General features: G+C 37.6%; 19 protein-coding genes. 2 read left to right on the forward strand and 17 right to left on the reverse strand.

The genetic code is table 11. From position 1 onward, the window contains the following. The 13 genes from cysC to FVB32_RS15695 all read right to left on the reverse strand — a co-directional run bounded on the left by cysC (window position 1) and on the right by FVB32_RS15695 (window position 13,536). Window positions 1-594: an adenylyl-sulfate kinase gene (gene cysC / locus FVB32_RS15635; protein WP_147744762.1), complete on the reverse strand. Its 594-nt coding sequence runs from the start codon at window positions 592-594 to the stop codon at window positions 1-3. Continuing rightward, window positions 558-1,007: a DUF2061 domain-containing protein gene (locus FVB32_RS15640; protein ID WP_147744763.1), complete on the reverse strand. Its 450-nt coding sequence runs from the start codon at window positions 1,005-1,007 to the stop codon at window positions 558-560. The genes cysC and FVB32_RS15640 overlap by 37 nt, the downstream gene beginning before the upstream one ends. Next, window positions 1,007-1,813 (reverse strand): 3'(2'),5'-bisphosphate nucleotidase CysQ, encoded by an 807-nt coding sequence (cysQ, locus tag FVB32_RS15645; RefSeq protein ID WP_147744764.1) that lies wholly within the window; start codon window positions 1,811-1,813, stop codon window positions 1,007-1,009. Before cysQ ends, FVB32_RS15640 begins: the two co-directional genes overlap by 1 nt. 39 nt (window positions 1,814-1,852) lie before the next feature. Then, window positions 1,853-3,028, reverse strand: coding sequence for an OmpA family protein (locus FVB32_RS15650; RefSeq protein ID WP_147744765.1), 1,176 nt, complete (start codon window positions 3,026-3,028; stop codon window positions 1,853-1,855). 122 nt (window positions 3,029-3,150) lie between these two features. Beyond that, complete coding sequence (locus tag FVB32_RS15655; protein ID WP_147744766.1) at window positions 3,151-3,603, reverse strand: hypothetical protein; 453 nt, start codon at window positions 3,601-3,603, stop codon at window positions 3,151-3,153. Window positions 3,604-3,606: 3 nt separating this feature from the next. Next, complete coding sequence (bshA, locus tag FVB32_RS15660) at window positions 3,607-4,749, reverse strand: N-acetyl-alpha-D-glucosaminyl L-malate synthase BshA (RefSeq protein ID WP_147744767.1); 1,143 nt, start codon at window positions 4,747-4,749, stop codon at window positions 3,607-3,609. Window positions 4,750-4,778: 29 nt separating this feature from the next. Next, a complete protein-coding gene (locus FVB32_RS15665; protein WP_147744768.1) occupies window positions 4,779-7,694 on the reverse strand; it encodes a glycoside hydrolase family 3 N-terminal domain-containing protein in 2,916 nt (971 codons plus the stop codon). A gap of 88 nt (window positions 7,695-7,782) precedes the next feature. Continuing rightward, on the reverse strand, window positions 7,783-8,265 hold the full coding sequence (locus tag FVB32_RS15670; RefSeq protein WP_147744769.1) for an ABC transporter ATPase: 483 nt from the start codon (window positions 8,263-8,265) through the stop codon (window positions 7,783-7,785). A gap of 29 nt (window positions 8,266-8,294) precedes the next feature. Next, complete coding sequence (locus FVB32_RS15675) at window positions 8,295-9,149, reverse strand: LamG-like jellyroll fold domain-containing protein (RefSeq protein WP_147744770.1); 855 nt, start codon at window positions 9,147-9,149, stop codon at window positions 8,295-8,297. A 27-nt stretch (window positions 9,150-9,176) separates the two neighbouring features. Further along, window positions 9,177-9,968 (reverse strand): (Fe-S)-binding protein, encoded by a 792-nt coding sequence (locus FVB32_RS15680; protein ID WP_147744771.1) that lies wholly within the window; start codon window positions 9,966-9,968, stop codon window positions 9,177-9,179. A gap of 10 nt (window positions 9,969-9,978) precedes the next feature. After that, the gene (locus tag FVB32_RS15685; RefSeq protein WP_147744772.1) at window positions 9,979-11,301 is read right to left on the reverse strand and encodes a (Fe-S)-binding protein; all 1,323 of its coding nucleotides are present in this window, start codon (window positions 11,299-11,301) and stop codon (window positions 9,979-9,981) included. A gap of 3 nt (window positions 11,302-11,304) precedes the next feature. Further along, the gene (locus tag FVB32_RS15690) at window positions 11,305-12,270 is read right to left on the reverse strand and encodes an MlaD family protein (RefSeq protein ID WP_147744773.1); all 966 of its coding nucleotides are present in this window, start codon (window positions 12,268-12,270) and stop codon (window positions 11,305-11,307) included. A 66-nt stretch (window positions 12,271-12,336) separates the two neighbouring features. Continuing rightward, window positions 12,337-13,536 carry an N-acetylmuramoyl-L-alanine amidase family protein gene (locus FVB32_RS15695; RefSeq protein ID WP_147744774.1) on the reverse strand — a complete coding sequence of 400 codons (1,200 nt, stop codon included), beginning with the start codon at window positions 13,534-13,536 and terminating at the stop codon, window positions 12,337-12,339. A gap of 129 nt (window positions 13,537-13,665) precedes the next feature. On the opposite strand from FVB32_RS15695, the gene FVB32_RS15700 reads away from it, so the two are divergent. Both FVB32_RS15700 and FVB32_RS15705 read left to right on the forward strand, forming a co-directional pair. Beyond that, entirely contained in the window at window positions 13,666-16,353 is a 2,688-nt protein-coding gene (locus tag FVB32_RS15700; RefSeq protein ID WP_147744775.1) for a putative LPS assembly protein LptD, read from the forward strand. 52 nt (window positions 16,354-16,405) lie between these two features. After that, window positions 16,406-16,786, forward strand: coding sequence for a RidA family protein (locus FVB32_RS15705; RefSeq protein WP_147744776.1), 381 nt, complete (start codon window positions 16,406-16,408; stop codon window positions 16,784-16,786). Here the strand turns inward: FVB32_RS15705 and FVB32_RS15710 are convergent. From FVB32_RS15710 to FVB32_RS15725, 4 genes are all read right to left on the reverse strand, one after another. Continuing rightward, a complete protein-coding gene (locus FVB32_RS15710; protein WP_147744777.1) occupies window positions 16,779-17,630 on the reverse strand; it encodes an N-acetylglucosamine kinase in 852 nt (283 codons plus the stop codon). The two genes, FVB32_RS15705 and FVB32_RS15710, sit on opposite strands and share 8 nt — an antisense overlap. A gap of 69 nt (window positions 17,631-17,699) precedes the next feature. Next, window positions 17,700-18,701, reverse strand: a complete 1,002-nt coding sequence (gap, locus tag FVB32_RS15715) for a type I glyceraldehyde-3-phosphate dehydrogenase (RefSeq protein WP_147744778.1) — start codon at window positions 18,699-18,701, stop codon at window positions 17,700-17,702. Window positions 18,702-18,722: 21 nt separating this feature from the next. Then, on the reverse strand, window positions 18,723-19,709 hold the full coding sequence (gene pfkA, locus FVB32_RS15720; protein WP_147744779.1) for a 6-phosphofructokinase: 987 nt from the start codon (window positions 19,707-19,709) through the stop codon (window positions 18,723-18,725). Between the two features lie 131 nt (window positions 19,710-19,840). Then, window positions 19,841-24,262, reverse strand: a complete 4,422-nt coding sequence (locus FVB32_RS15725) for a translocation/assembly module TamB domain-containing protein (RefSeq protein ID WP_147745086.1) — start codon at window positions 24,260-24,262, stop codon at window positions 19,841-19,843. Between the last annotated feature and the right edge of the window lie 50 nt (window positions 24,263-24,312).

The following is a 24,312-nucleotide window of genomic DNA, read 5'->3' on the forward strand; positions in this document are numbered from 1 at the left end:
TTAGCGTAATTGTAATTTTTTCGAAATTATTGACAATATAAGATTAGTAGATTCGTGAACTGTACTTTCATTTGATATGGTAACATCTGGATTTACAGGAGTTTCATAAGGGGCTGATACTCCAGTTAAATCTGAGATTTTACCTTCTCTGGCCATTTTATATAAACCTTTTACATCTCTTCTCTCACATTCCTCTAAGGTTGTATCAACAAAAACCTCAACATAGTTTTCAAAACCAACCGTTTCTCTTATAAACATTCTGTCTCTGTTGTATGGGGCTACAAATGCTGCAAGTACTACAACACCTGCATCTACAAATAATTTTGATATCTCACCTATTCTTCTGTTATTTTCTGACCTATCATCCGGACTAAATGAGAGTCCTTTATTAATTCCCTTTCTGATATTATCACCATCTAAAACATATGTTCTTATGCCCATGCCGAACAATTGTTGTTCTAATGCATTCGCTAGAGTAGATTTTCCCGACCCTGATAACCCGGTAAAAAAAACCAAAAAAGAATTATGGCTATTTAATTGCCTCCTTTGACGAACATCTACTTTGTATCTGTGCTCGGTAATATTTTTTTCCATTTTCTCGCTCTATTTCTTTTGTCCAATCCAAAGTTTATTTTATACCAAACTCGTTCATGAAAATAATATAAAAACATCTTAGTTAGAACTTCAGCCAATCCAACTTTTAAACCAATAATTGGATTCCCAGATATAAACCAGGACAGAAGCATTGTGTCAATAGTTCCTATGAATCTCCAAGTAATGGATTTAATTAAGTGCCTTCGATGGCTACTTGTTATATTTATTCTAAGCCAAACTCTTTCATGCACATAATATAAAATCATTTTAGTAACCATCTCCGAAAACCCAATTTTAAGACCTATGAGGGGGTTTCCAGAAATCAACCATGATAAGAGGAACGTATCTATCGTGCCAACTACTCTCCAAGTCACAGTTTTAGCAATATGTCTTTTGTAAGATACTTTTCTCATTATCTTCTGACAATAAAGTGACTATTTAATAGATTTTCTTTGTTGTACAATAAAGGTTCGCCTGTTTCTTTTGAAATTACTTTTATTCCTACTGCGTTACAGATAGCTTGTCCTGCTGCTGTATCCCATTCCATGGTAGGTGCAAATCTAGGGTACACATCTGCCTTACCCTCTGCAACCAGACAAAACTTTAGAGAACTACCTTTAGAAACTATTTCAACATTACTATAAGTAGTGCTAAGTTTGGTTACGAATTCTTCAGTCTCTTTGTTCATGTGAGACCTACTACCAACAATTTTAATGGTATTTTCAATTCTTTTTCTAGGAGTTATCTCATTTGTTTTTGACATCATTTGACCACTAAATTCATGATTTACATCCAGGGTTACTTTATATGCCTTCGCTTCTTCAGAGTCCGAAAAGAAAAGCTCCTTGGTTACTGGGACATAAATCACACCCAGGATTGGCGTATTATTTGAAACCAAAGCAATATTCACAGTAAATTCACCATTTCTTTTGATAAATTCTTTTGTACCATCTAGAGGGTCCACTACCCAACATGTTTCCCATTTACCTCTAGCATCATAGCTAAGGTTTTTATTTTCCTCGCTGATTATAGGAATATTTGTTCGTTGCAAAAACTTAAGTATTTCTGTATTTGATGCTATATCAGCTTTAGTAATTGGTGAATTATCCAGTTTTTGATTGAAAACAATCTCATCATCTTCCTCATATATTTTTAGAATAGCTTTTCCAGCTCTTATTGATGCTTTTATAGCAACATCCAAAAGATATGTTTTATCCATTTAATATGTTTTTTGACAAGTCATCCCTTGCTTTCAATTTTATTTATTACTTAAAATTTTAAACGCAGACCTTCTATTTTCACTATGCTTCTTCTCTGGACATGGAGTATCATCATCACATTCATTTGTCAGCCTAGTTTCACCAAATGCATCATATTTAATCCTTTCTTCAGAAATTCCCTTAGAGATTATATATTCAACCGTTCGTTTTGCTCTTTTTTCAGATAGCCATTGATTGTATTTATCTGTTCCTCTGGAATCTGTATGTGCAGAAACTTCTATTGCCAAACTTGGAGAATTCTCTAGTATACCCACCAACTTATCTAAAACTTTTTTATCGGCGATGGAAAGATAGGATGAGTTTAATTTAAAATAGACTCTACCAAGATTCCTTACTTCATTTTCAATTTTAGCTCGCCTGGCATCTTCAGCATCCTTCTTGGCTTTTTCAGCTGCCAGTCTTGCCGCTTCTTTCTCTCTTTCCAATCGTTCTGCTAATAAACGGGCCTCTTCATCCGCTTTTTGCTTTGCAGCAATGGAGTCTTGAACTCTTTGTTGTTCTTTCTCCATTTCTTGCAACAATGCTAACTTCTCCTCTCCTTTTCTTGAAAGCCCTTTTTTAACATCAAATCGATAGGCAACACCAACTGCATGCTGAATATGATTACTTGCATTTTCGGTATCCATGGCCCATTTTCCAGTTGTATTGAAATCTAACCCCCAATGGTCGGAAAACCATGTTCTAAAACCCAAAACCGCATTGTATGTACCTCTTCCTTGATTGTTAGCATCCGTATAGCCCGCACCAATACCAATATATGGATCAAAAAATCCCATTTCTCCTAAAATCATATTAAGGTCATAGCTTATTCTAAAATCCAAACCAAAATAATCAACATCGGCAGGGTTTACCACATTATCAACGATTTTTCCTTCTTTATATTTATTGTACGTTCCGATAGCTTCAAGCCCTAGACCATTATCAAAATAACGGCCAACACTAATGCGGGAAGGAAAGGGAACTGCGTGCCAACCATCTTTAATGTCAAATAAATTCCCGAATTCATCTCCGGAATCATCCACTATGTTTATTCCTAAGGATACCATCCAAGAACTCTTAACTATACTATCTTTTTTTGTCAATTGGACTTCTTGGGAGGAACTCGCCAATGACCATAAAAATAATACTGCTAATGCCAGTTTCGTAGATTTCATTCTGTGTGATTTGAGGTTATCACAAACAAAATTAATTCAACACCATAAAAATTCGTCTATTGTACTTTAAAGTGCTTTAATTCTCGATAAGAAGCTTAAAAAAGTGAAAAGTCTAATTTGATCTACCAATCTTTCTTCCGAAAATCCACTTTTTTGGAAGTTTGTGGGATTTTATAAATGTAGAAAGGATACGAAATAATTTGGTTCTCGGATTTGGTCGTATCACTTAGTGCTATGGATATCACCATTTCGCCATCAGATTCACTTTCTTTTCTTACTATAGGAGATACTGTGCTGTTCTGAGGACCCAAACATACTATAAGTAATGAGTTTTCAGAGAAATTTATGGAAGGAACTGGTAGTCCAGGTTTTCGGGTTTGATTTATCTTGCCATAGAAGCTACGCAAAGATTTTTCATCTTGTATTATACTAGCTTCAAATGCATCAATGCCGCTATAGCCGTCATGATCGATTAGAATCATATTTTCATCTTGCTGTTCTGCTTCTGATTGTCCTTCCTTTTGTGCTTTGCATGAAGTAAGGCAGGCTAGTAATATGATAATAACATGTTTCACTAATCAATAGGTGTTTTTAAAACGATATTTATAGGCCTTCTCATAAACCTCTTCATATATTGGTAAGATATGAATGATATCGAATTTTGAAGCAACTTTGAACGCACTTTCCTTAAAGTTCTCCAAAACATCGTCATCTTTTAGTAAATACAGCGCTTTTTCTGCCATAGTATCCACATCTCCAACATCAGCAAGAAATCCTGAGACACCATCCTTATTCACTTCTGGAATACCTCCTGTATTACTTGAAATCACAGGAACCCTATTTATCATTGCTTCCAAAGCCGCTAAACCAAAACTCTCTGATTTGGATGGCAGTAAGAACAAATCTGAAAAGCAAAGTATCCGGTCAATTTCGTTGCTATTACCCAAAAACACTACCTTTTCTTTAATTCCAAGGTCATCACAAAGCTGTTCGGCCATTTCCTTTTCTGGTCCTTCGCCCACCATCATTAATTTGGCTGGAATTTCCTTCTGAATACGGTCGAAAACCTTAATCACATCCGGAATACGCTTTACGTTTCTAAAATTACTGATGTGGGTCACGATACGTTCATCATCATTGGCCATTAAAGAACGCTGACAATCTGTGTAATCTGGACTGTACTTTGTAATATCAATAAAGTTAGGTATCACTTCAATCTCTTTTTCTATATTAAAGATTTTTAGCGTACTGCGTTTTAAATCTTCCGAAACCGAAGTCACTATATCCGACTTATTTATACTAAAAGTAACAGCGGGTTTATAGAATGGGTGTTTGCCCACCAATGTGATATCCGTACCATGAAGTGTGGTGATCATAGGTATAAAAATACCTTCTTCCTGAAGCATTTTTTTGGCCATATACCCTGCATAAGCATGTGGTATAGCATAGTGCACATGTAAAACCTCTATTCCATAGAACTTAATGGTATCTACTAACTTACTTGACAATGCCAACTCGTATGGCTGGTATTGAAAAAGTGGATACTCTGGGACATGGACCTCATGAAAATGAATGTTATTCCCCAACAGGTCTAAACGTACAGGTTGTTTATAGGTTATAAAATGAACTTCATGACCTCTTTCAGCCAGTGCTAGTCCCAATTCCGTGGCAACAACGCCACTACCTCCAAAAGTGGGGTAACATACAATTGCTATCTTCATAAGAGCAAATCTAAAGCAATATTTACTTTTTAATTTATAATAGAATCATAAATCGCTTGCTGGATTCTTGTTCGCAATCCAGATTTCACCAACAGTGTATTGCTTGCTGTAGGGTATGTTCTGTTGGATAAAAAAACATATACAAGCTCCTCGTCTGGGTCTGCCCATGTGTAAGTTCCAGTAAAACCACTATGTCCAAAACTTTTTCTTGAAACACATCCGCAGGTAGGTCCTTTTTCTTTTAATTGAGGTTTGTCAAAACCTACTCCCCTCCTTACATCCTTATGGCAAAAATAACAGGTGTTGAATTTTTTTATGGTTCGTTCGTCTAAAAACCGTTTACCTCCATAAATACCTCCCTGTAAATACATTTGCATAATCTTGGCAACATCGTTGGCATTGCTAAACAGCCCAGCATGACCTCCTACTCCACCCTGCATGGCCGCTCCCATATCGTGCACATATCCTTGAACGGTTTGATATCTAAAATATTTATCCTCTTCGGATGGCACAATCTCTTGTTTTGGAAATTTTTCAAGAGGATTAAAAGCAGTATGCTGTAATCCCATTGGGGTATATAAAAATTCGTTGATCAAGGCGTCAATGGATTTTCCATAAGACTCTTCAATATATTTTTTGAATATATAGTAAGCCACATCGCTATAACGGTATCGATTGGACTTCAAACTCTGTCTGCCTATTCTATTATAAATAGAATCTTTATAGGCATCTGTTAAATACAGATTATCCGCCACCTTAAAAGAAAAACCATTTGTAGGTTGATTTCTGTAGAAATCTGAAGAGGGTTTTCTGTTTTTGGTCAACGTATCGATATAAAATGCTATCCAAGCCGGAAGCCGGCCATAGTGGGAAAGTGCTTTTAAAACCGTTACATCCTTTAATTCTGAGGACTCATATTCCGGAACCAGTTCTTGAAACGTATTATTCAGGGCAATTTTGCCCTCTTCCTCCATCTTCATGATTAGAGGTAACGTGGATAGAATTTTGGTCAATGAAGCTAAATCATAGATATGCCCTTCGCTAATTTCATCTTCTGAAGTGTATGTAGGTTTCCCAAAACTCTTATTATATATGACCTTTCCTCTTTTTGCTATTAGTACCTGAGCTCCTGGGTACATTAGAGAGTCCAAACCAGCAGTAACCAAACTATCTACAATAGCCAACTTATCTGAGTTTAACCCAACTCTTTCAGGAATACTATAACCCAAGCGCAAAAGTGGCTTTAATTTAACCCCAGTATTCACCGGAAACTCTGGGTTGGTGGAAACAGGCAATCTCCCATCAGCTCCAATAGCCCCAAAAATTACCTCAGCAGCTTTTTCTTGTGCAATAGCACTGTTTTGGTATGCCATCACTAGCCCATCTATGGTATTGAAACTAGTTATATCTGAAAGTGCGTAGGGTTTTGCGAACAATGTAAGCACAGTATTACTAGTCCTAAGTCTAGAAATCTCCTGTAACCAAAATAGCTCGTTTTTCGAGAATTTATAGGATTTCCAAGGACTTTTATTACTCTTATGAAGGCCAATAATCACCAAATTAAAATCTGAAAGCTGGGTTCTATAGCCTGCGGCATCTTTTGCACTGATCTTAGTTACTTTAGCGTATTGGTTTAATGCTCTGAAAAATGTATATCCAGAATCATCTCCAAAGTTTACGTAGGCAATTTTTTTGTTTTCCAACTTCTTTATGGGCAGAAGGGAAAAATTATTTTTAACCACTGTAATCGCATTTTCAATGGCTTCTTCATAGACCACATCATTTTCAATTCCATTTAAGTCTTCATAAAGATTTTCCAATGCAATTGGCCGATACTTATGTAATCCCGCCTTATACTTGGCTAATAAAATCTTTTTAACAGAAGTAGAAAGTCGTTCTTCAGAAATGATACCGTTATTAAACGATTCCTCCATTTTTTGTTTTGCCTTTAGCACATTTTCTGGCATTAAAAGCAAATCATTCCCGGCAAGAAAAGCTTGAAGTTCTACCTCCCCTTCTGGTGCAAACTGGGAAACAGCCTTCATGTTTAAGGCATCGGTTATGGTCAATCCTTCAAATCCTAATTCGGTTTGTAATAATCCAGATATCACTTGTTCTGATAAGGTAGACGGCAAGCCTTCTCTCATAATTTCCACACTGGGAACATCTAAATGGGCAACCATAACCGAACTTAATCCGGCATTAATGAGTTCCTTGAAAGGATACAGTTCGATTGAATCCAATCGCTTTTTTGAAGAGTTGATAATAGGCAACGCCTTGTGGGAATCTGTTGCAGTATCCCCATGCCCGGGAAAATGTTTGCCACAGGATAAAACCCCCGCACGTTCCATTCCCTTCATAAAAGCAATACCCTGCTTGGATACATTTAAGGGATCCTCACCAAAAGAACGGTTCCCAATAATGGGATTCTTAGGATTGTTGTTCACATCTATATCTGGCGCAAAATTGATGTGCACTCCTAGCCTTTTTGCATGTTTCCCTACTTGAAAGCCAACTTTTTCGACTATTGAGCTATCCCTTATTGCTCCTAGCGTCATATTCCATGGGAAAGCATAGGTAGAATCTAAACGCATCGCCAAGCCCCATTCGGCGTCCATACCAATTAACAATGGAGTTTTGGAAATTGACTGATACTCATTAGTGAGTTTTGCCTGCCTGTTCGGACCTCCAGTGGAAAATATAACCCCTCCAATATTATGGGCTTTTATAAGCTCTTTTATGTTGTCCGTGGCACTCTTGCTTTGATTTGAAGCAACACTGACCATAAATAGCTGCCCTATTCTTTCGCTCACAGACATACTATCATATTGGGCATTAACCCAACTGTTTTGCGCAACGGAATCTGTGGTGATTAATGGACTTTTTTGACCATTAACCCCTAAGAACATCAGTAAGAAAAGGAGAAAGTAAAGGTTTATCCGCATAAAATCTTGTCTAGGACATGAACTTACAGCTGATAAAAATATTGTATTTCATCGAGGAAAGTATCGTATTTAGGATAATTTAAGGAGATTATACAAATCTTGAGTGCCAACTTTCGCTTGCTGGTACCTCCCAATGTTCCATATATTCTAGTTTATTGGCTACCAGATTATTGAACACAATAGTGTTTTTTGAGATGGATTTTTGCTTTGCCATTTTTTTAAAATCTTGCAATGATTTGTAAGACACGTATTCTCCCTGTTTAAAAGAAACATTCATCCGGTCTAAAAGATTCACTTTGTACTTTTTCTCCAAGTTTTGAATGAAATGTACAGACGCATCTATGGAACAACCTGAAGCACTGGCATTGGTTTGGTCTAACCCTATGATGATAAACCTCTTGTACTTTATTTCAAATCCAGCTTCCAATTCACTTCCATGGGCTGTCCATTCTTTTAAAAACCCAGTTAAGTTTTCTTCAACTTCCTGTAATTCTTCATCACTTAGGCTTCTATTGGACTGATAAATCCATATTCTAGCATTATCAGGAAGCTTTTCAAAAGGTACTACCATGAATTTATATTTATATAATGTGCGCTAAATCAGTTTATAATTGATTTCAAGCCATCTTTGGTATTAAAAATAAGTGTAATTTCTTCTGTGCCCAGCAGCCTATTAAACACGGCTAACTCATCCAAGAGGCCAATATAGTTTAATCCGAGCATCATATTTGCTTTTTCCTCCTCCCAGGTAAACGGATCTGTAATAGTAGGTGATGTTCCCATACTTTTGCCATTAACAAACAATTCCGAGCTTCCTTTTTCAGTATTCAATTCGGAAAAGTTAATAACGATGTGTGTCCAATCCCCTCTTCTAAATGGTGGTTCTTTAACCCATACCAATCTTTTTTCAAAATCAGGATTGTCATCAGGCCCCAAGCCTTTTGGGTTCCAGACTTCCAAATCCCCCAATACGCCTAAACGAAAGCTTCTGGGGTTATCCTTGGTAAAGTCTACCCACATGGAAGCATCATTATAGTTGACATCCGTAATCTGGATGGGATCACAATAGCCGGGTTCTAAGTCCTTTGCTGGGTCCAGTTGCAGCCAGAGTGATACAGAACCACTCCAATTTTCCTTGGAATACCCCATATTTTTAGCTGCTTTAAAAAAGGTAATCATCTTACCTTTCTTTTTGAAATCCAGTGCATCTCCAGATAATCCTTTGCCTTTGGCCACTACTACATCTGGATTCAATAAGCCTGGTTGCGCATTTTCTATATTCTTTCGCAGATCGGCAGTGTAAATACTTTTATCCCCCATGGCGATATCCGCAGAGGTTCCGCTATCAAATGAGGCATAAAATAATACATCATCAGCCAATTTATTTTCAATAGTAAACGCTAGCATCAAAATAAAAGCAGTAATGAGACAAGCGTATTTTAGAATATGTTTCATAATACTGTGTAATACGTTATTTTTTATTTATAAATCCTCAGCATTGGCAATAAGTTCTGCTACATCCAAAACGGTAACACTTCCCTCTTTTTCGTGCGCTTTAATTCCGTCCGTCATCATTGTATTGCAATATGGACAGCCTGTTGCAATAATATCTGGATTGGTTTCCAATGCATCTTTTGTACGCAATACATTGATATCCATGTCTCCCTTTTCCGGTTCTTTGAACATTTGTGCACCTCCTGCACCACAGCATAGCGCTGTTTTTTTATGCCGCTTCATCTCTACAATAGTCGCATTGGTTTTCTTAAGAACCTCTCTTGGTGCATCATAAACTGAGTTCGCTCTCCCTAAATAACAAGGATCGTGGAATGTAATTCGTTTTTCTTTGTAAAATGTACCTTCAACGGACAAACGTCCATTATCCAATAACTCTTTTATGAATTGTGTATGGTGAACAACATCATAGTTTCCGCCTAAACTTGGGTATTCATTTTTCAACGTATTGAAAGAATGTGGGTCGCAGGTTACGATCCGCTTTACTTCGTAGCCATTTAAAACTTCTATATTCATCATAGCCTGCATCTGGAATAAGAATTCATTGCCTGCACGCTTGGCCACATCTCCAGTGCAACTTTCCTCCGACCCCAAAACCGCAAACTCAACGTTGGCCTTATTCAATATTTTCACAAAAGCTCTAGAAATCTTTTTAGCCCTATCATCGTAGCTGCCAGCAGAACCTACCCAAAACAATATTTCAGGCTGTGCACCCTCGGCCATAAATGCTTCCATGGTTTTCACCTTAAGTTCCTCACTCATAATTCTAGATTTATTCGTTTACCCAGTTTAAACGATCCATTTGATTATATGGCCATGGCGCGCCATTGTTTTCAATATTGGACATCATATTGTTTAGTTCCATAGGTGCTGCAGATTGTTCCATCACCAAAAATCGTCTCATTTCCAGAATAATGGATAGCGGGTCTATACTTACTGGGCAGGCTTGTACACAAGCATTGCAGGTAGTACATGCCCATAATTCTTCATGGCTAATATAATCTCCCAACAATTGTTTTCCATCTGGAACAAATTCACCTTTATTGGCATCCATGTTTTTACCCACTTCTTCCAAACGGTCACGGGTATCCATCATTATTTTTCTAGGGGAAAGCTTTTTCCCTGTCTGATTTGCCGGACATTCCGAAGTACATCTACCACATTCCGTGCAGGTATAGGCATTGAGCAATTGCACCCAATTTAAATCCATGACATCTGATGCTCCAAATTTCTCAGGCTCTGGTGCATCTTCAGGTGGAGCGGCGAACGGATCAGCTAATGGGTCCATCATCAATTTTACCTCATTGGTAACTGCCTCTACATTATTAAATGCTCCTTGTGGTTTTAGCTTACCATAGTAGGTATTTGGAAAGGCTAATAGAATATGTAAATGTTTAGAATAGTATAGATAATTTAAAAAAGACAATATTCCTACAATATGTAACCACCAAGCCGTACGTTCAATACCTATTAAACTCGAAATTGACATGCCATCAAATAAGGGGGCAATCATTTGGCTTATAGGAAAGGCACCTGCTTTTGTATAATGTGCAGCATCCAACTGTTGTAATTGAAAATCGGCAGCATTCATGGTTAGGAATAAAAGCATGAGTACCAATTCAATGTACAAAATCATGTTGCCGTCTTTTTTAGGCCAACCCTCCATTTCTGGCTTAAGAAATCGCTGAAGTTTTATGATATTCCTCCTTATCCAAAATATTACCACAGCAACAATAACAAGCAATGCCAATATTTCAAAAGAGCCTATTAGAAAATCGTACAAAGTACCTAACGGAGCAAACACACGGTGAGTGCCCAACACCCCATCAATGATGATTTCCAAGACTTCAATATTGATGATGATAAACCCCACGTATACAATAATATGCATGAGGCCAGCGATTGGGCGAACCACCATTTTCGTTTGCCCTAAAGCAATTTTGGCCATGTTTTTCCAGCGTTGGGAAGCATTATCGCTAACATCAACAGCTTTTCCCAACTTGATGTTTCTTGACAATTTTTTAATATTCCTTACGAAAAAACCTATTCCGGCAATCAGGATTAAGGTAAAAAGAATATTAGGCAAGTACTCCATATATTAATTCTGGTTTTGTGCAGCAGGATCATTCTCCGGAAGCTCATATTCCTTTTGCTTTTTTCCGAAGACAGAGACATTTACGTAGCGTTTTGGATTTAATCTAAAATCTTGCAACAAAAGATCTAACTCTTTTGAAGCGGCCGTTAAATTTTCGTATAATTTATCGTCTTGGGTAAGTTTGCCCAATGAGCCTTCCCCTTTTTCAATTTTTCCGAGCACTGAATTCAAACGTTCCACCGTAGTTTTAAAGTTGGAAACCGTTTCCGCAAGTCCCGCATTTGCCAGCGAATCTGAAAGTTTAGAAAAATTAGTGGTGATATTGTCAACATTTTTCAATGAACTATCCAATTGTTCTTTGTTGCTTTCTAAAAGCGTGTTTAACTTATCTGCACTTCCTTTAAATGAATTTACCAGAGCGTTAAGACCTGAAATGCTTTGTCTCAATTCCATTCTGGTTCGATCATCCAACACATCATTAATATTCATTAACAAAGAATCTGCATGGGACACTGCACCCTCAACCTTCATTTGCAAAGGTGTTAGCTTTTGCTGTACCAATTCGGTGAGTCCAGGTTTTGTGTCCGTTGTTAAAGTATCTCCTGATTGTACATTGGATGCTCCATCAAAAACGGGTCTGATTTGAATTCCTTTTCCACCAATAATACCCGTATCATACAGCTCCGCTTTGCTGTTTTTGGAAAATTGGAAGTCGTCGCTTATAGAAAGAGTGACCAATAGTTTCCCAGAGGTATCTTTAAATCGAATACTGATTACATTCCCAACGGTGAGTCCGTTAATAGAAACTTGTGTTCCTGGTTGAAGACCACCGACATGATCATACACCGCATATAATGTTTTGTTGTTTTCAAAAAGTGAAGAGGACTTTAGATAACTCAACCCGAAAATTAGTGCTAAGATTCCTGTAAGTACTATAATCCCAGTTTTGATTTCCCTGGTTAGTTTCAAAAGATTCAGTTTACTGTTCAAACAAAATTAGGAATATTTTTGAGAAGGCAGCACCCTTATTTATTCCTATTTAAGGGCTTCCTTTAATGTAATTCTTGTCCCATTCCTGTACGCAACAATATAAGAAGTGGTATACCCTTTGGCATCCGCTCGGGTTTTTAGGTTTTTAGCTTCATTATAAGAGCTGGCATTACCATACATATAGCGATAAAGATTCTTAATTGGTTCCTTGGACAGCATATCCAGCCCTCTAAAATTGGCTTCCCTCAAAGGAATATTCTTGGCACTAGCCATCAACTGTACTTTAAAAATTACTCCTGTTTTAGGAGGCGCATCCTTTTTCTGGGTAACAGGAACCGTTTTGGCCTGTGAGACCGATGCGGATGCTGTTTCTGTATCTGATTTTTCTTGCTCTTTCTTTGTAGTGGTATGAACGGCTCCAGAGCTATCCTCTATTACAACGGGTGTATCTTCAATGTCAAAACCGTTTGAAATATCGGTCTTGTATGCAATAACAGCTTGTGCAATGGCCTTACCCATTTCGGATTGGCCTTTTTTGGAATTTAAATACCCTCCCTCTGTTTTGTTGGTTAAAAACCCAGTTTCTACCAAAACACTCGGCATAAAAGTTTGATGCAACACTATAAATCCTGCTTGCTTTACTTTTCTGTCCTTTCTTTTTAATCTTTTGGTAAAATTATCTTGAAGTTTTTTGCCAAGCATAATGCTTTGTTCCAAAAACTCCTCTTGCATAATGGTAAGCCCTATTACAGATTCGGGAGAATTAATATCATATTCAGCATAGCGCTGTTCATAATCATCTTCTAAGTAAATTACCGAGTTTTCCTTTTTCGCCACCTCAAAGTTTTGCCTGTTGGCATGAAGTCCCAATACAAAGGTACCCGCCCCGTGAGCATCTGACGTATGCGAATCGCAATGTACAGAAACAAAAAGATCCGCATTGGCTTGATTCGCTATTTCACCGCGAACGAAAAGATCAACAAAGGTGTCGTCCTTTCTGGTGTAAACAACTTTAATATCTGGGTTTTTCGCTAATTCTTCACCTGCCTTCAAGACAATACCCAATGCAATATTTTTTTCCAAGTACCCATTTCCAAGGTTTCCGGGATCATGGCCGCCATGACCTGCATCTAAAACAACAACAAACTTATCTTTTGGTGGTACTTCGGTATCATTTTTGGTGAATGAAGCCAAGGGAAGTACAGCGAGTAGAACAATTAAAAAAGCTAATCGACTTTTATTCATAGAACAGTGTAATAATAGCATTCTGGAATGGTTAAAAATATTGTAATCCCCAATCAACAGAACAAAAAATATATGTAAGTTTGAGCCCAAAAACTGCGCCAAACTAGCACAAAAATAGGATATATCACGTTGCAATCAAACAAACATCTTTTAGTTTTCCTATTTGTCCTTCTTGTTAGTGCCTTAAATTCAAGAGCTCAGGAAGACCGTATTATACCCCTACCTATCAAGCCAATACAGGACAGTATTACGGCTCCACTGCTGCCTCCCAATATTCTTAACGACTCCATTACCGTTGATAGCACGGAGGTTGATTCCGTCCAAGGCAAGCAACCACTTTTATTGGATAAAATAAAATACAAAGCAAAGGACTATGTAAAACTTAGTCAGAAAGATAATAAAATCTATCTGTACAATGAAGCTGAAATCTATTATCAGGACACTGAGCTCAAAGCGGGTGTAATTGTAATGGATTACATTAAAAATGAGGTCTATGCAGGAAGATTACAGGATTCTACAGGTACATATTCGCAACTACCCTATTTTAAACAAGGAACAAACGAAGTGCGACCAGATTCCATCAGATTCAATTTTGACACCCAAAAAGCGCTAATTTGGAATTCCAGGACCGAACAGCAGGCAGGTTTGGGACAACTTGGTAGTGACGCAATGAAGGTATATGCGGAAATTACAAAAAAGGAAAACGATTCGGTGTACTTTCTAAGTGAAGGAAAGCTCACTACCTCTAAGGACACTATCGACCCCGATTATTATATTAGAATTAGAAAGGCAAAGTTTGTTCCCAAAAAGAAGATTATTGCCGGGTTTAGTAACATTTATATTGTGGATGTGCCCACTCCTGTAGCATTGCCTTTTGCGTATTTCCCTTTAACAACAGGACGCAGTGCTGGGCTAATTTTTCCAACCTTTGGTAATGATCCCAATAGAGGTTATTTTCTTCAGAATGGCGGGTATTATTTACCGATAAGTGATTATGTGGATTTAAGTCTTACTGGGGATTTTTATACAAACGGCAGTTACGGTTTCAGGGGACAGTCTATTTATTCAAAGCGATATCGGTTTAGAGGGAATATCAATTTCAGCTATGAAAACCTTATTCAGAGCCAGAAAGGTTTCGATGATTTTAGCCGAAGTAGTAATTACAATATACAAATTAGGCATACGCAAGATGCCAAAGCAAGTCCAAATTCGCGTTTTTCCGCTTCGGTTAACCTTGGTAGCAGTCAGTTTTTCACCAACTCCCTAAATCAGGTCAATAGGTCTAATACACAGACCAATACCTTTGCTTCGTCCATAAGTTATTCCAAGACTTTTCCGGCGTATCCATCGGTCAATACCAGTTTAACCTTAACACATTCGCAAAACTCCAGGACTCAAGCCATCACTATGTCATTACCAACGTTTCAGGCAAGTATGGAACGGATTTTCCCCTTTGCAAAACGAGACGGTATTAAAAAGGGAATTGTTCAAAATGTGAACTTTCAATACGATGTAAACGCCCAAAATAGTATTACTACTACCGAGGAGGACTTTTTTACTAGTGCTATGTTTGAAAATGCCAGGGTTGGGGCAAGACATCGTATCCCCATTGCAACCAACTTTAAAGTTGCTAAATATTTAAGCGTTAGTTTAAATGGGAGTTACGAGGACGTTTGGACCCTTGAAACAATCAGTAGAAGGTTTGACCAAGATGAACAGGCAGTGGTAACTGATACCATTCCAGGTTTTGATAGATTTAATCGCTACAATTTAGGTGCGAGCATTGGTACGGTTGTTTATGGTACTTTTAATTTTGGCGAGGATAAAAAAATACAGGCTTTGCGACATGTAATGCGGCCCTCTATAAGTTACTCTTATGCACCCTCTTTTGAGCAATTTTATGATACCTATGCTGATGCTGATGGCGAAGAGGTGCAGTTTACTCCTTTTGAAACCAGTATTTATGGAAGGCCTTCATTAAGCAAAAGTAATTCCATGAGTTTTTCTTTGCAGAACACGTTGGAGGCAAAAGTTAGATCCAAGGATTCCACGGCTACAGAACCAAGAAAGGTAAGTATTCTAAGTAACCTTACGCTTTCCACTAGCTACAATTTTGAAGCAGATTCATTAAAATTAAGTCCTGTAAATCTTAGCGGAGGTACAGAAATCATTAAAAACGTACCCATAAACTTCTCCGCTACATTGGATCCATATGCCATTGATAATAACGGAAGAAGAATCAATACATTCAATGTGAGCAATGGTGGCGGGCTATTACGGTTGACCTCAGCTAGGATCAACACTGGCTTCTCCCTAAAAAGCGATATGTTCAAAAAAGGGGGAAACAAATCAAATGAAGATACAGAAACGGAAGACCCAGATTATGGTGCTAACCCATTTGAGTTGGAGGGAGCTCGTGATGGAGAGCCGTTTTTTAAACGAGAGAATCCGGACAGCGATGAGGTAGATAACCCGTTATTTGGAAATAAAATTCCGTGGGATATGAGATTTACCTACGTCGCTACCTATAACAATAGTAATCGGCAGAAAGAAATCACAAATCACTCTTTAATGTTTTCGGGCAATGTGCAGCTTTCCCCTAAATGGGAAGTAGGTTTTAACTCTGGTTATGACCTTAAGAACAAAGGGTTTGCCGATACTCGATTAAACTTCAAGAGAGATTTAAATAGTTTCCGGTTAAGTTTTGATTGGACTCCCTTTGGAAGGTTTGAGCGATGGTACTTCTTCATCGGAATAAAGAGTTCCATTCTTAGCGATCTAAAATGGGAAAATAGAAGTCAGCCGTTTAGCAGGTGATAATGTATAATTAAATAACTTGGCAAACTAAGCATCAATAAATACTGTATCAATGAAAAAAATTATCAATACTCCCAATGCTCCAGCTCCGATAGGACCTTATAATCAAGCAGTCCTTATTAAGGATACCTTATATATTTCTGGACAAATTCCTATTGATCCGGCTACTGGGAACTTGGTTGAAGGTGATATTAAAGCTGAAACCAAGCAGTCCATGGAGAATCTAAAAGCAATTCTTTCCGAAGCCCAAATGACCTTTGAGCATGTAGTAAAAACTTCGATTTTCATAAACGACATGAATCAGTTTTCTCAAATAAACGAGGTATACGGACGCTATTTTGATGCTGCCACAGCACCGGCTAGGGAAACTGTAGAAGTTGCCAATCTCCCAAAGTTTGTTAACGTGGAGATTTCTATGATTGCGGTTAAATAGTCTCTTGATGAAATTCCACCAGTCCTTCAATAGGACGTCTGCGAACAACACCTAAAATTAAATCGTTACGTTCTAATACTGTAGCAAGTTCATCTTTAAGGAAATGGGCTATACTACCAACAAAACTTATAGGGACTTTTGTAGCAAGTTCAAATTGCATAATGTAATTGTTCACAAACTGCTGTAATCCTTTGTCGATTACTCCTCGGCAATACGGATGTTCTTTGTTTTCAATGATAAAACGGGCGAAAGTGGCCAAATAGGTATTGGGGTTAGGCTGTTTGTACAAATTTTCCTTTATAACATCAGCTTCTAAATTGTATTCCTTGGCAAATTTAATTCCCAAGTCCTGAGGCATTTTATGAAAATAATAATCTCTTAATAGCTTTCTACCGAAAAAATTCCCACTTCCATCATCCATCAATATATAACCCAACGAGGTTACTTTTTGAAATAGTTGATGACCATCATAATAACTACAGTTAGAGCCAGTACCCAGAATACAGACAATGCCTTGATGTCCTATCTTGGTGGTCGCGTAAATTGCGGCAAAAGTGTCTTCTCTTACCTCAGTTTTTGCATTTGGAAAGAAATCCTTAAAAATATCCTTTAAAAAAATCTTCATTCTATCAGTGCCACAGCCAGCTCCGTAGAAATATAAATGACTTACATCTTCCCTGTTTTTAGAAAGCTCAAAATTATTGGCTAGCCTATCCTCAATCACTTCACGGGTCAGCACTTCTGGGCTAAGGCCTAGTGTTTGAGTAAGAAATAATTGTTTTCCGCTATCATTTAGGGCAATCCAATCAGACTTGGTTGCTCCACTATCAACAATCAGTATCATAGGCTGAATTTTAAAGAATCCTGGAATAGAATATGAGCCTATTCCAGGATTTTCTTGTAAGATTATAAATTAAAGACTGGCAACGTGTTCTGCCAAATCGACTAACTTATTGGAATAACCAGTTTCATTATCGTACCATGACACTACTTTGAAAAACTTGGAGTTAAGCTCCATTCCGGCTTCTGCATCAAATATGCTTGTTCTTACATCACCAACAAAATCTTGGGAAACTACAGGCTCATCGGTATATCCTAAAATACCTTTTAGTTCTCCTTCAGATGCATCTTTAAATGCCTTCTTAATTTCTTCATATGATGTTTCTTTTTCCAACCTTAAGGTTAAATCAACAACAGAAACATCAGCCGTAGGTACTCTAAATGCCATACCTGTAAGTTTACCTAAAAGTTCTGGAATTACTTTGGTTACGGCTTTAGCCGCTCCCGTGGATGCAGGAATAATGTTTAAAAGTGCACTTCTTCCTCCTCTGTAATCTTTTCTTGATGGACCGTCAACTGTCATTTGTGTTGCCGTAGTGGCATGTACCGTGGTCATTAGGCCTTCTTCAATACCGAACTTATCATTCAACACTTTAGCAAGTGGTGCAAGACAGTTGGTTGTGCAAGATGCGTTGGATACGATAGTATCGGATGCTTTTACATCGTTATGATTAACTCCCATAACAAACATAGGGGCATCTTTGGAAGGTGCAGAAATAACAACTTTCTTTGCTCCACCATCAATATGATATTGTGCAGTTTCCAAGGTGGTGAAAATTCCTGTGCATTCTGCTACGATATCAGCGCCTACTTCGTCCCATTTCAAATTTTTAGGATCACGTTCCGCAGTTATTCTCACGGTTTTTCCATTTACCACGAGGTTTCCGTCCTTTATCTCAATCGTTCCATCGAATTTTCCGTGAACAGAGTCGTACTCCAATAGATATGCTAGATGTTCAACATCCAACAAATCATTGATAGCAACAACATCTACATTGTCACGTTGCACGGTTGCCCTAAACACCAATCTTCCTATTCTACCGAATCCGTTAATTCCTATTTTTAAATTTGACATTTTTACTTTATTTGGTTTTTATTATGTAGTCATTATATCTGAAACTCGCACGAGTTCCTCATCAATTTCCGTATGTGCCTTTATCGCCTCACTAATTGGGGTAAGGATAAGGTTGTTATCTCTTATTCCTACCATATAGTTGGATTTTCCCTCTAGGAGACTTTCCACTGCCTTTACTCCCATTCTACTCGCCAAAACCCTATCAAAACAAGTTGGATTTCCTCCTCTTTGCATATGTCCCAAAACGGATACGCGGACATCATATATAGGTAAATGTTCTTCCACATATTCTTTTAGCTCAAAAACATTTTTACCGATTTTGTCACCTTCAGCAACAATAACAATACTGGAAGATTTTCCCGATTTTTTACTTCTTTTTAGAGACTCCAGCAAACGTTCCAATCCGAGATTTTGTTCAGGGATTAGAATTTCCTCTGCGCCAGCACCAACGCCTGCGTTAAGTGCAATATGTCCGACATCCCGTCCCATCACTTCAACAAAGAAAAGACGGTTATGCGAACTGGCCGTATCCCTAATTTTATCTATAACTTCGACAACTGTATTTATAGCTGTGTCAAAACCAATTGTATAAGTGGATCCTAAAATATCATTATCTATAGTTCCAGGCATTCCCATTACAGGAAAGTTATATTCTTCATTAAAGGCCAAAGCACCTGCAAAGCTTCCGTTACCACCGATCACAACAAAGGCATCAATACCTTCTTTTTTTAACTGGTCATAGGCTTTTTTTCTACCCTCTTTGGTACGGAAATCTTCGCATCGGGCGGATTTTAAAATAGTTCCTCCTTTGTTAATAATGTTGTTTACACTACGAGCGTCCAAAGGCTTAAAATCTCCTTCAATCATTCCTTGATATCCTCTATAGACACCAACGCATTCTATTTTTAAATAAGCACAGGTACGAACTACCGATCTGATCCCAGCATTCATTCCTGGAGAATCACCACCTGATGTAAGTACTGCTATTTTCTTAATTTCTGTAGCCATTCAAAATTTTAAAGGGTCAAAACTAGGAAACTTTATTTAATTATTGAATCACATAATAACTTATTTGTTTTCAGGCGTTTTCGCAAACGTTTTCGTAAAAATTTTGTTGAAAAATTGCTAAAAACGTAACGCTACTTGGGTAACTTTTTGGCTGTATTGCCCTTAGGAACAAATCGGATAAGACTATCCTTTCCCATAATATCTGTGGCTTGATTTTCGACTTTGGGAGTTATCTTTTTTTCTTTCTTTTTGAATACTCTCTGCATTAATTCCTTAAAACTGCCAAAATCAACCTGATAGGAGAGTCCTACACCTTGTGTATAACCCTGTCTTTCTGCAAGAAATTGTTGTATTTGATTTTCTCTGTTAAAAATTTTGGCACTTAATGTCCCTTCTTCATTTAGAAGCACCTGAACTTCCACATCTCCTGCCACCACGCTCTCAGAAACACCTCCTACCGGCACTCCTACTCTTCCATTTACCAAAATTCTATCGGATATTTGAGTGGAAACGGTCACCCCTATTCTATTTTCCGTCTGAATGTCAGCGCTGGTGTCCAAATAACCTTGTTCATAAGAAAGTCCTAAATTGAATTTATCATTATCTCCAGCCAGTATTTGGTTAAGTAGTCCTGATGCCGTTTGAATCAAGTTACCTGTAACCGCTTGTTGGTTTATCCCCGTTTGTTCATTTACAAAAGTTCCTTGAGCTAACAGGAAGAAAGCATTTCGCTCTTTTACGGTTGGATCTTGGAGTCTATATTCCAATTCTGACTGCACCACAGAGTTAGTCCCTGGAAAATCAATATCAAAATTAATGTTTGGACTTTCAAGTTCTCCATCTAAACGTACCACAACTTCTGTGGGAATTCTTGAACTATACCCTTGATTATCCAATAGAGGAGCAGGGTTGGCATTAAGGGCATAAACAGCCTCCAAATTAAGCTGAGCAGCTAATGGATCTCGTTCCCAAAGAATGGTACCTCCGGGGCGTACCTGGAATTTTTTATCAATAACACCACCATACTTAAAATTGTATTCACCAGTTACTGCAACAAATTCCCCATACATATTGAATTTCCCGTTGGTATTGATTTCTATCAACAGAATTCCTTCTCCGGTACCTTTTAAGGAACTTCCAGTACTCTGATCTACTACAATTTCCACTTCTGCTTCTGGTGTTACTGCCAAATCAAAGGCCATTTCCAAGCCTTGGTAATCCTTAAGTACACGCTGTTCTTCGAAAGACTCGGTACTACCTTTCTCTATGAAATTAATAAAGGAATAATCCCCCACACTGGTTACATCGCTAAGTGGGATTTTTAAAGAGGTGCCCCTTGCCGTTGTTGCATCTACCGCGATGGTAAGTGCATCTGTTGATCCATATATACTGCCGGTCCCATTTATAAAACCCGTTCCGTAATACAAAGCTTCTTCATCAAATCCTGTATTCAAAATCATAAAACGATTGTTCTTGGTATCCACATCTAAATCTAAAGACCAATCTCCAAAAGCGGTATGGTTAATAGTGCCATCCAACGTAGCTGTGGTTCCTTCGGCAACATCAGAAAGTTCAATATTTTCAAAATAAAAGGTTTGGTCAAAAAGACGAACACGGGAATACGGTGCAAAATCATAATCCACATTAAGGTATGGAATACCGATACCAGCATCTGTTAAACTCAATGTTCCATTTATAGATGGATTGGCAACGTTTCCAGTAATCTTTGCAAATCCACTCACCTTACCTCTAATATTGGATATTACTCCATCTCCCAGTGGACTAAATGGTTCAAGGTCAAAATCGGTAAGGTTTGCGGCTATATCCAAACGCCGTTCATTGTTTATGTTGGTTACCTTCCCGTTTAGACTCAACTTTTCTTTACCATTATTGTTCAACCATGTGCTTACTCCAAACTGGGTAAGGTCGTTATTTCCGAAGATCCCGATTTCCAAATCGCCCAACCTTCTATTGTTAACACTGAAGTTTCGAACATTTAAACTAGAGGTCGGTAAATATTTACCATCTTTTTGCAGAATATTGAGAAATCCATCTACATACCCATCCAACTTTAGGCTGTCAATAGCCGGGGTTATCTTGTTAAGGGAAACTATCTTAAACTGAAGGTCCAAATCTTTATAGGTAGAATCGGCCAACTCCCCTCTTAACCTGATCTGTTCTTCATTATTATTATCCATTACAACATCTTCAATTCTTATACTATCCAATGTTCTGTTGATAATGACCTTATTTTTATTATTTCCCCGCTTGTTCAGCACCCAGGTGTTTCCTTTGAAATTTACATCGGACTTTTTTAGTCCTATCACCGATTTGTTTTCTTCATTAAAAGTGTGATAGAAATTTAAATTATAGCTGTCATTAAACTCACTTCCTCCTTTAAATTCCGTTCTAAAAAACAAGGTGTCTTTTAGTGTGGTATTGATGAGGTTGAAATCTTTTACATCATAATAGACAGTGGACATATCTTCAACCGATATGAATGTATTAAAGAGTGGGTTCTTATTATCAATCTTCAGCTCAATATTATCAAAATCGTTTCCAAAAGCTTCTATACTGGGTGATTTAAAGGTAAGTTTGAAGTCTCCTTCGTCCGAAATGATGTTTCCCCTAATAAAAGTGTTAGGGTCAAAAACAACTTCTGGAAAAAAGACATCCACAATTTTATTATAAATCTTAAAATTGAAGTTGAGCCTTTGTCCTTCGGAAATCTCAAAAGGTTTGTAGTTGGTATAAATGCTTCCGACGGAATTTTGCACCAATTTTCCAATCTCCATCACCTTAAATTTTCCTTTGACATAGCCTGTGATGATATCTGGTGAATTTATTTCTACAGTACGTAGGGTATCTGTATCAAAAGAGGAGGTAACAGAAAAATCTTCAAAATAATAGGTGTCGTTCTTATTCTGATAGGTTGTATTGGAAAACCGAATTTGTCCTTCAATATTGTCGAGTGTGGTTCCAACAATATCCATATTTAAATCTCCTTTAAAAACAGATACACTATCATTGATAAAGTTCAATTTTTTGAAATCGGCATGAGCTACCGAGGCTATAAAATTGAAATTGTTTGCATTTTCCCCAAAATCCGCCAATCCCTTAAAATCAAATTGAAAATTCTCGTCTTTACTTACTAATGAACCATCAAATAATTTTTCTTTTAGAATTCCTGATACTTTAAGGTCATTATATTCATAATTGTTGAACTCCAACTTGTAGACCTCTCCAATAACCTCTGTGTTCAGATATTCAGCTATAAAACCTTTCCCTTCCACATTCACATCCATAGTGGCTAAGCCCAACTGGTCATTTGGTACAAATTTTCCCAAATCAAAATCTATAAGTGATACAAAACCAATGTAACTGGCATCATCTATGGTTTGAATATTGGTCATCTGCAAATCGGTGTAGCTGCTACCTATGGCAGTGTTTAGGTTAATCTGTACATCTAGTGAGGTCTCCGTCACTTCAGCATCGCCACGAATGGTAAACTGACCCAATCTTTGTATTGAAGAAGGAACATTTTTTCCAAAAATATTAGGTAATAATGATCTTAATTGATAATAACTGGAAGTTAGGTTGTCAATATCTGACCGCATAATAAATGGAGCTTCTTGACTAAACATATTGTCAAATTCAAAATCGCCTCTAATTCCCGTATTCTCTGATTGAACAAAAAGCTCTTCAACTTTTAATCTGTTTAACACCCCACTTATATTCCCAGCAAAGGATACCACCTTGTCTTTTCCAAACTCGTTGTAAAATGAATTTACATCATTAAGTGCGACGGTAGATTCATTAAAACTGGCCTCTACATTGACCCTATCTAAAAATTCAGCAAAATCCTCTCTATTATAATTGAATACCAGACCCCCTCTCAGTTTAGATTCTCCAGTTTGAATTCTGAGAGAATCAAATCGCATCTGCTTTTTGGTGTATTTAAAGTTCGTGGACAACTCTTCCAATTGTATGCCCCTTTTGCTCATCAATGATAGCGCTTCAATCCCCAATGTTACTTCAGGTCCCAATATTTGGAAGTCCTTTGCCAAGACTTCAATATTGGTAAAACTCAAGATTTCCTGTGACTCTGAATTTTCGTCAATAAGTTTAAACCTACCATCAGAAATTTCTATTTCATCAGAAGACATAAAAAAAGGCGGTGTACCTGGTGCTCTGGGTTGTCCGTCATCAAGCTTGGCCACAAACACATCTAAATTGGTATCCCGTTCTCCTTTATAGGTTTTTAAATTAAAGAACAGTCCATCTACATCAATATCGCCAAACTCCATTTTCCCATTGGCCATATTTCTTATGTTTAAAATGGAAGTGGTCAATTTTTCAATATAAGCTAGGGTGTCCTTTTGGTAATCTTCAACATAAATGCCCTTTAAGCCCGTATTTAAATTGAATAGGGATAAGCTAAGACGGTCTATGGAGATATTGGTGCCAAATTCTTCGTTAAGGGATTTTGTGGCATATTTGGCCATTTTGGTCTGCACTGCAGGAATTGATAAAATTAAGGAGCCCAATACCATGATTAGCAAGATTGCCAATAGTAATCGTAACAGTATTTTCCTTAGTTTTC

The sequence above is a fragment of the Flagellimonas hymeniacidonis genome (genome assembly GCF_008040165.1).
Lineage (GTDB): Bacteria > Bacteroidota > Bacteroidia > Flavobacteriales > Flavobacteriaceae > Flagellimonas > Flagellimonas hymeniacidonis.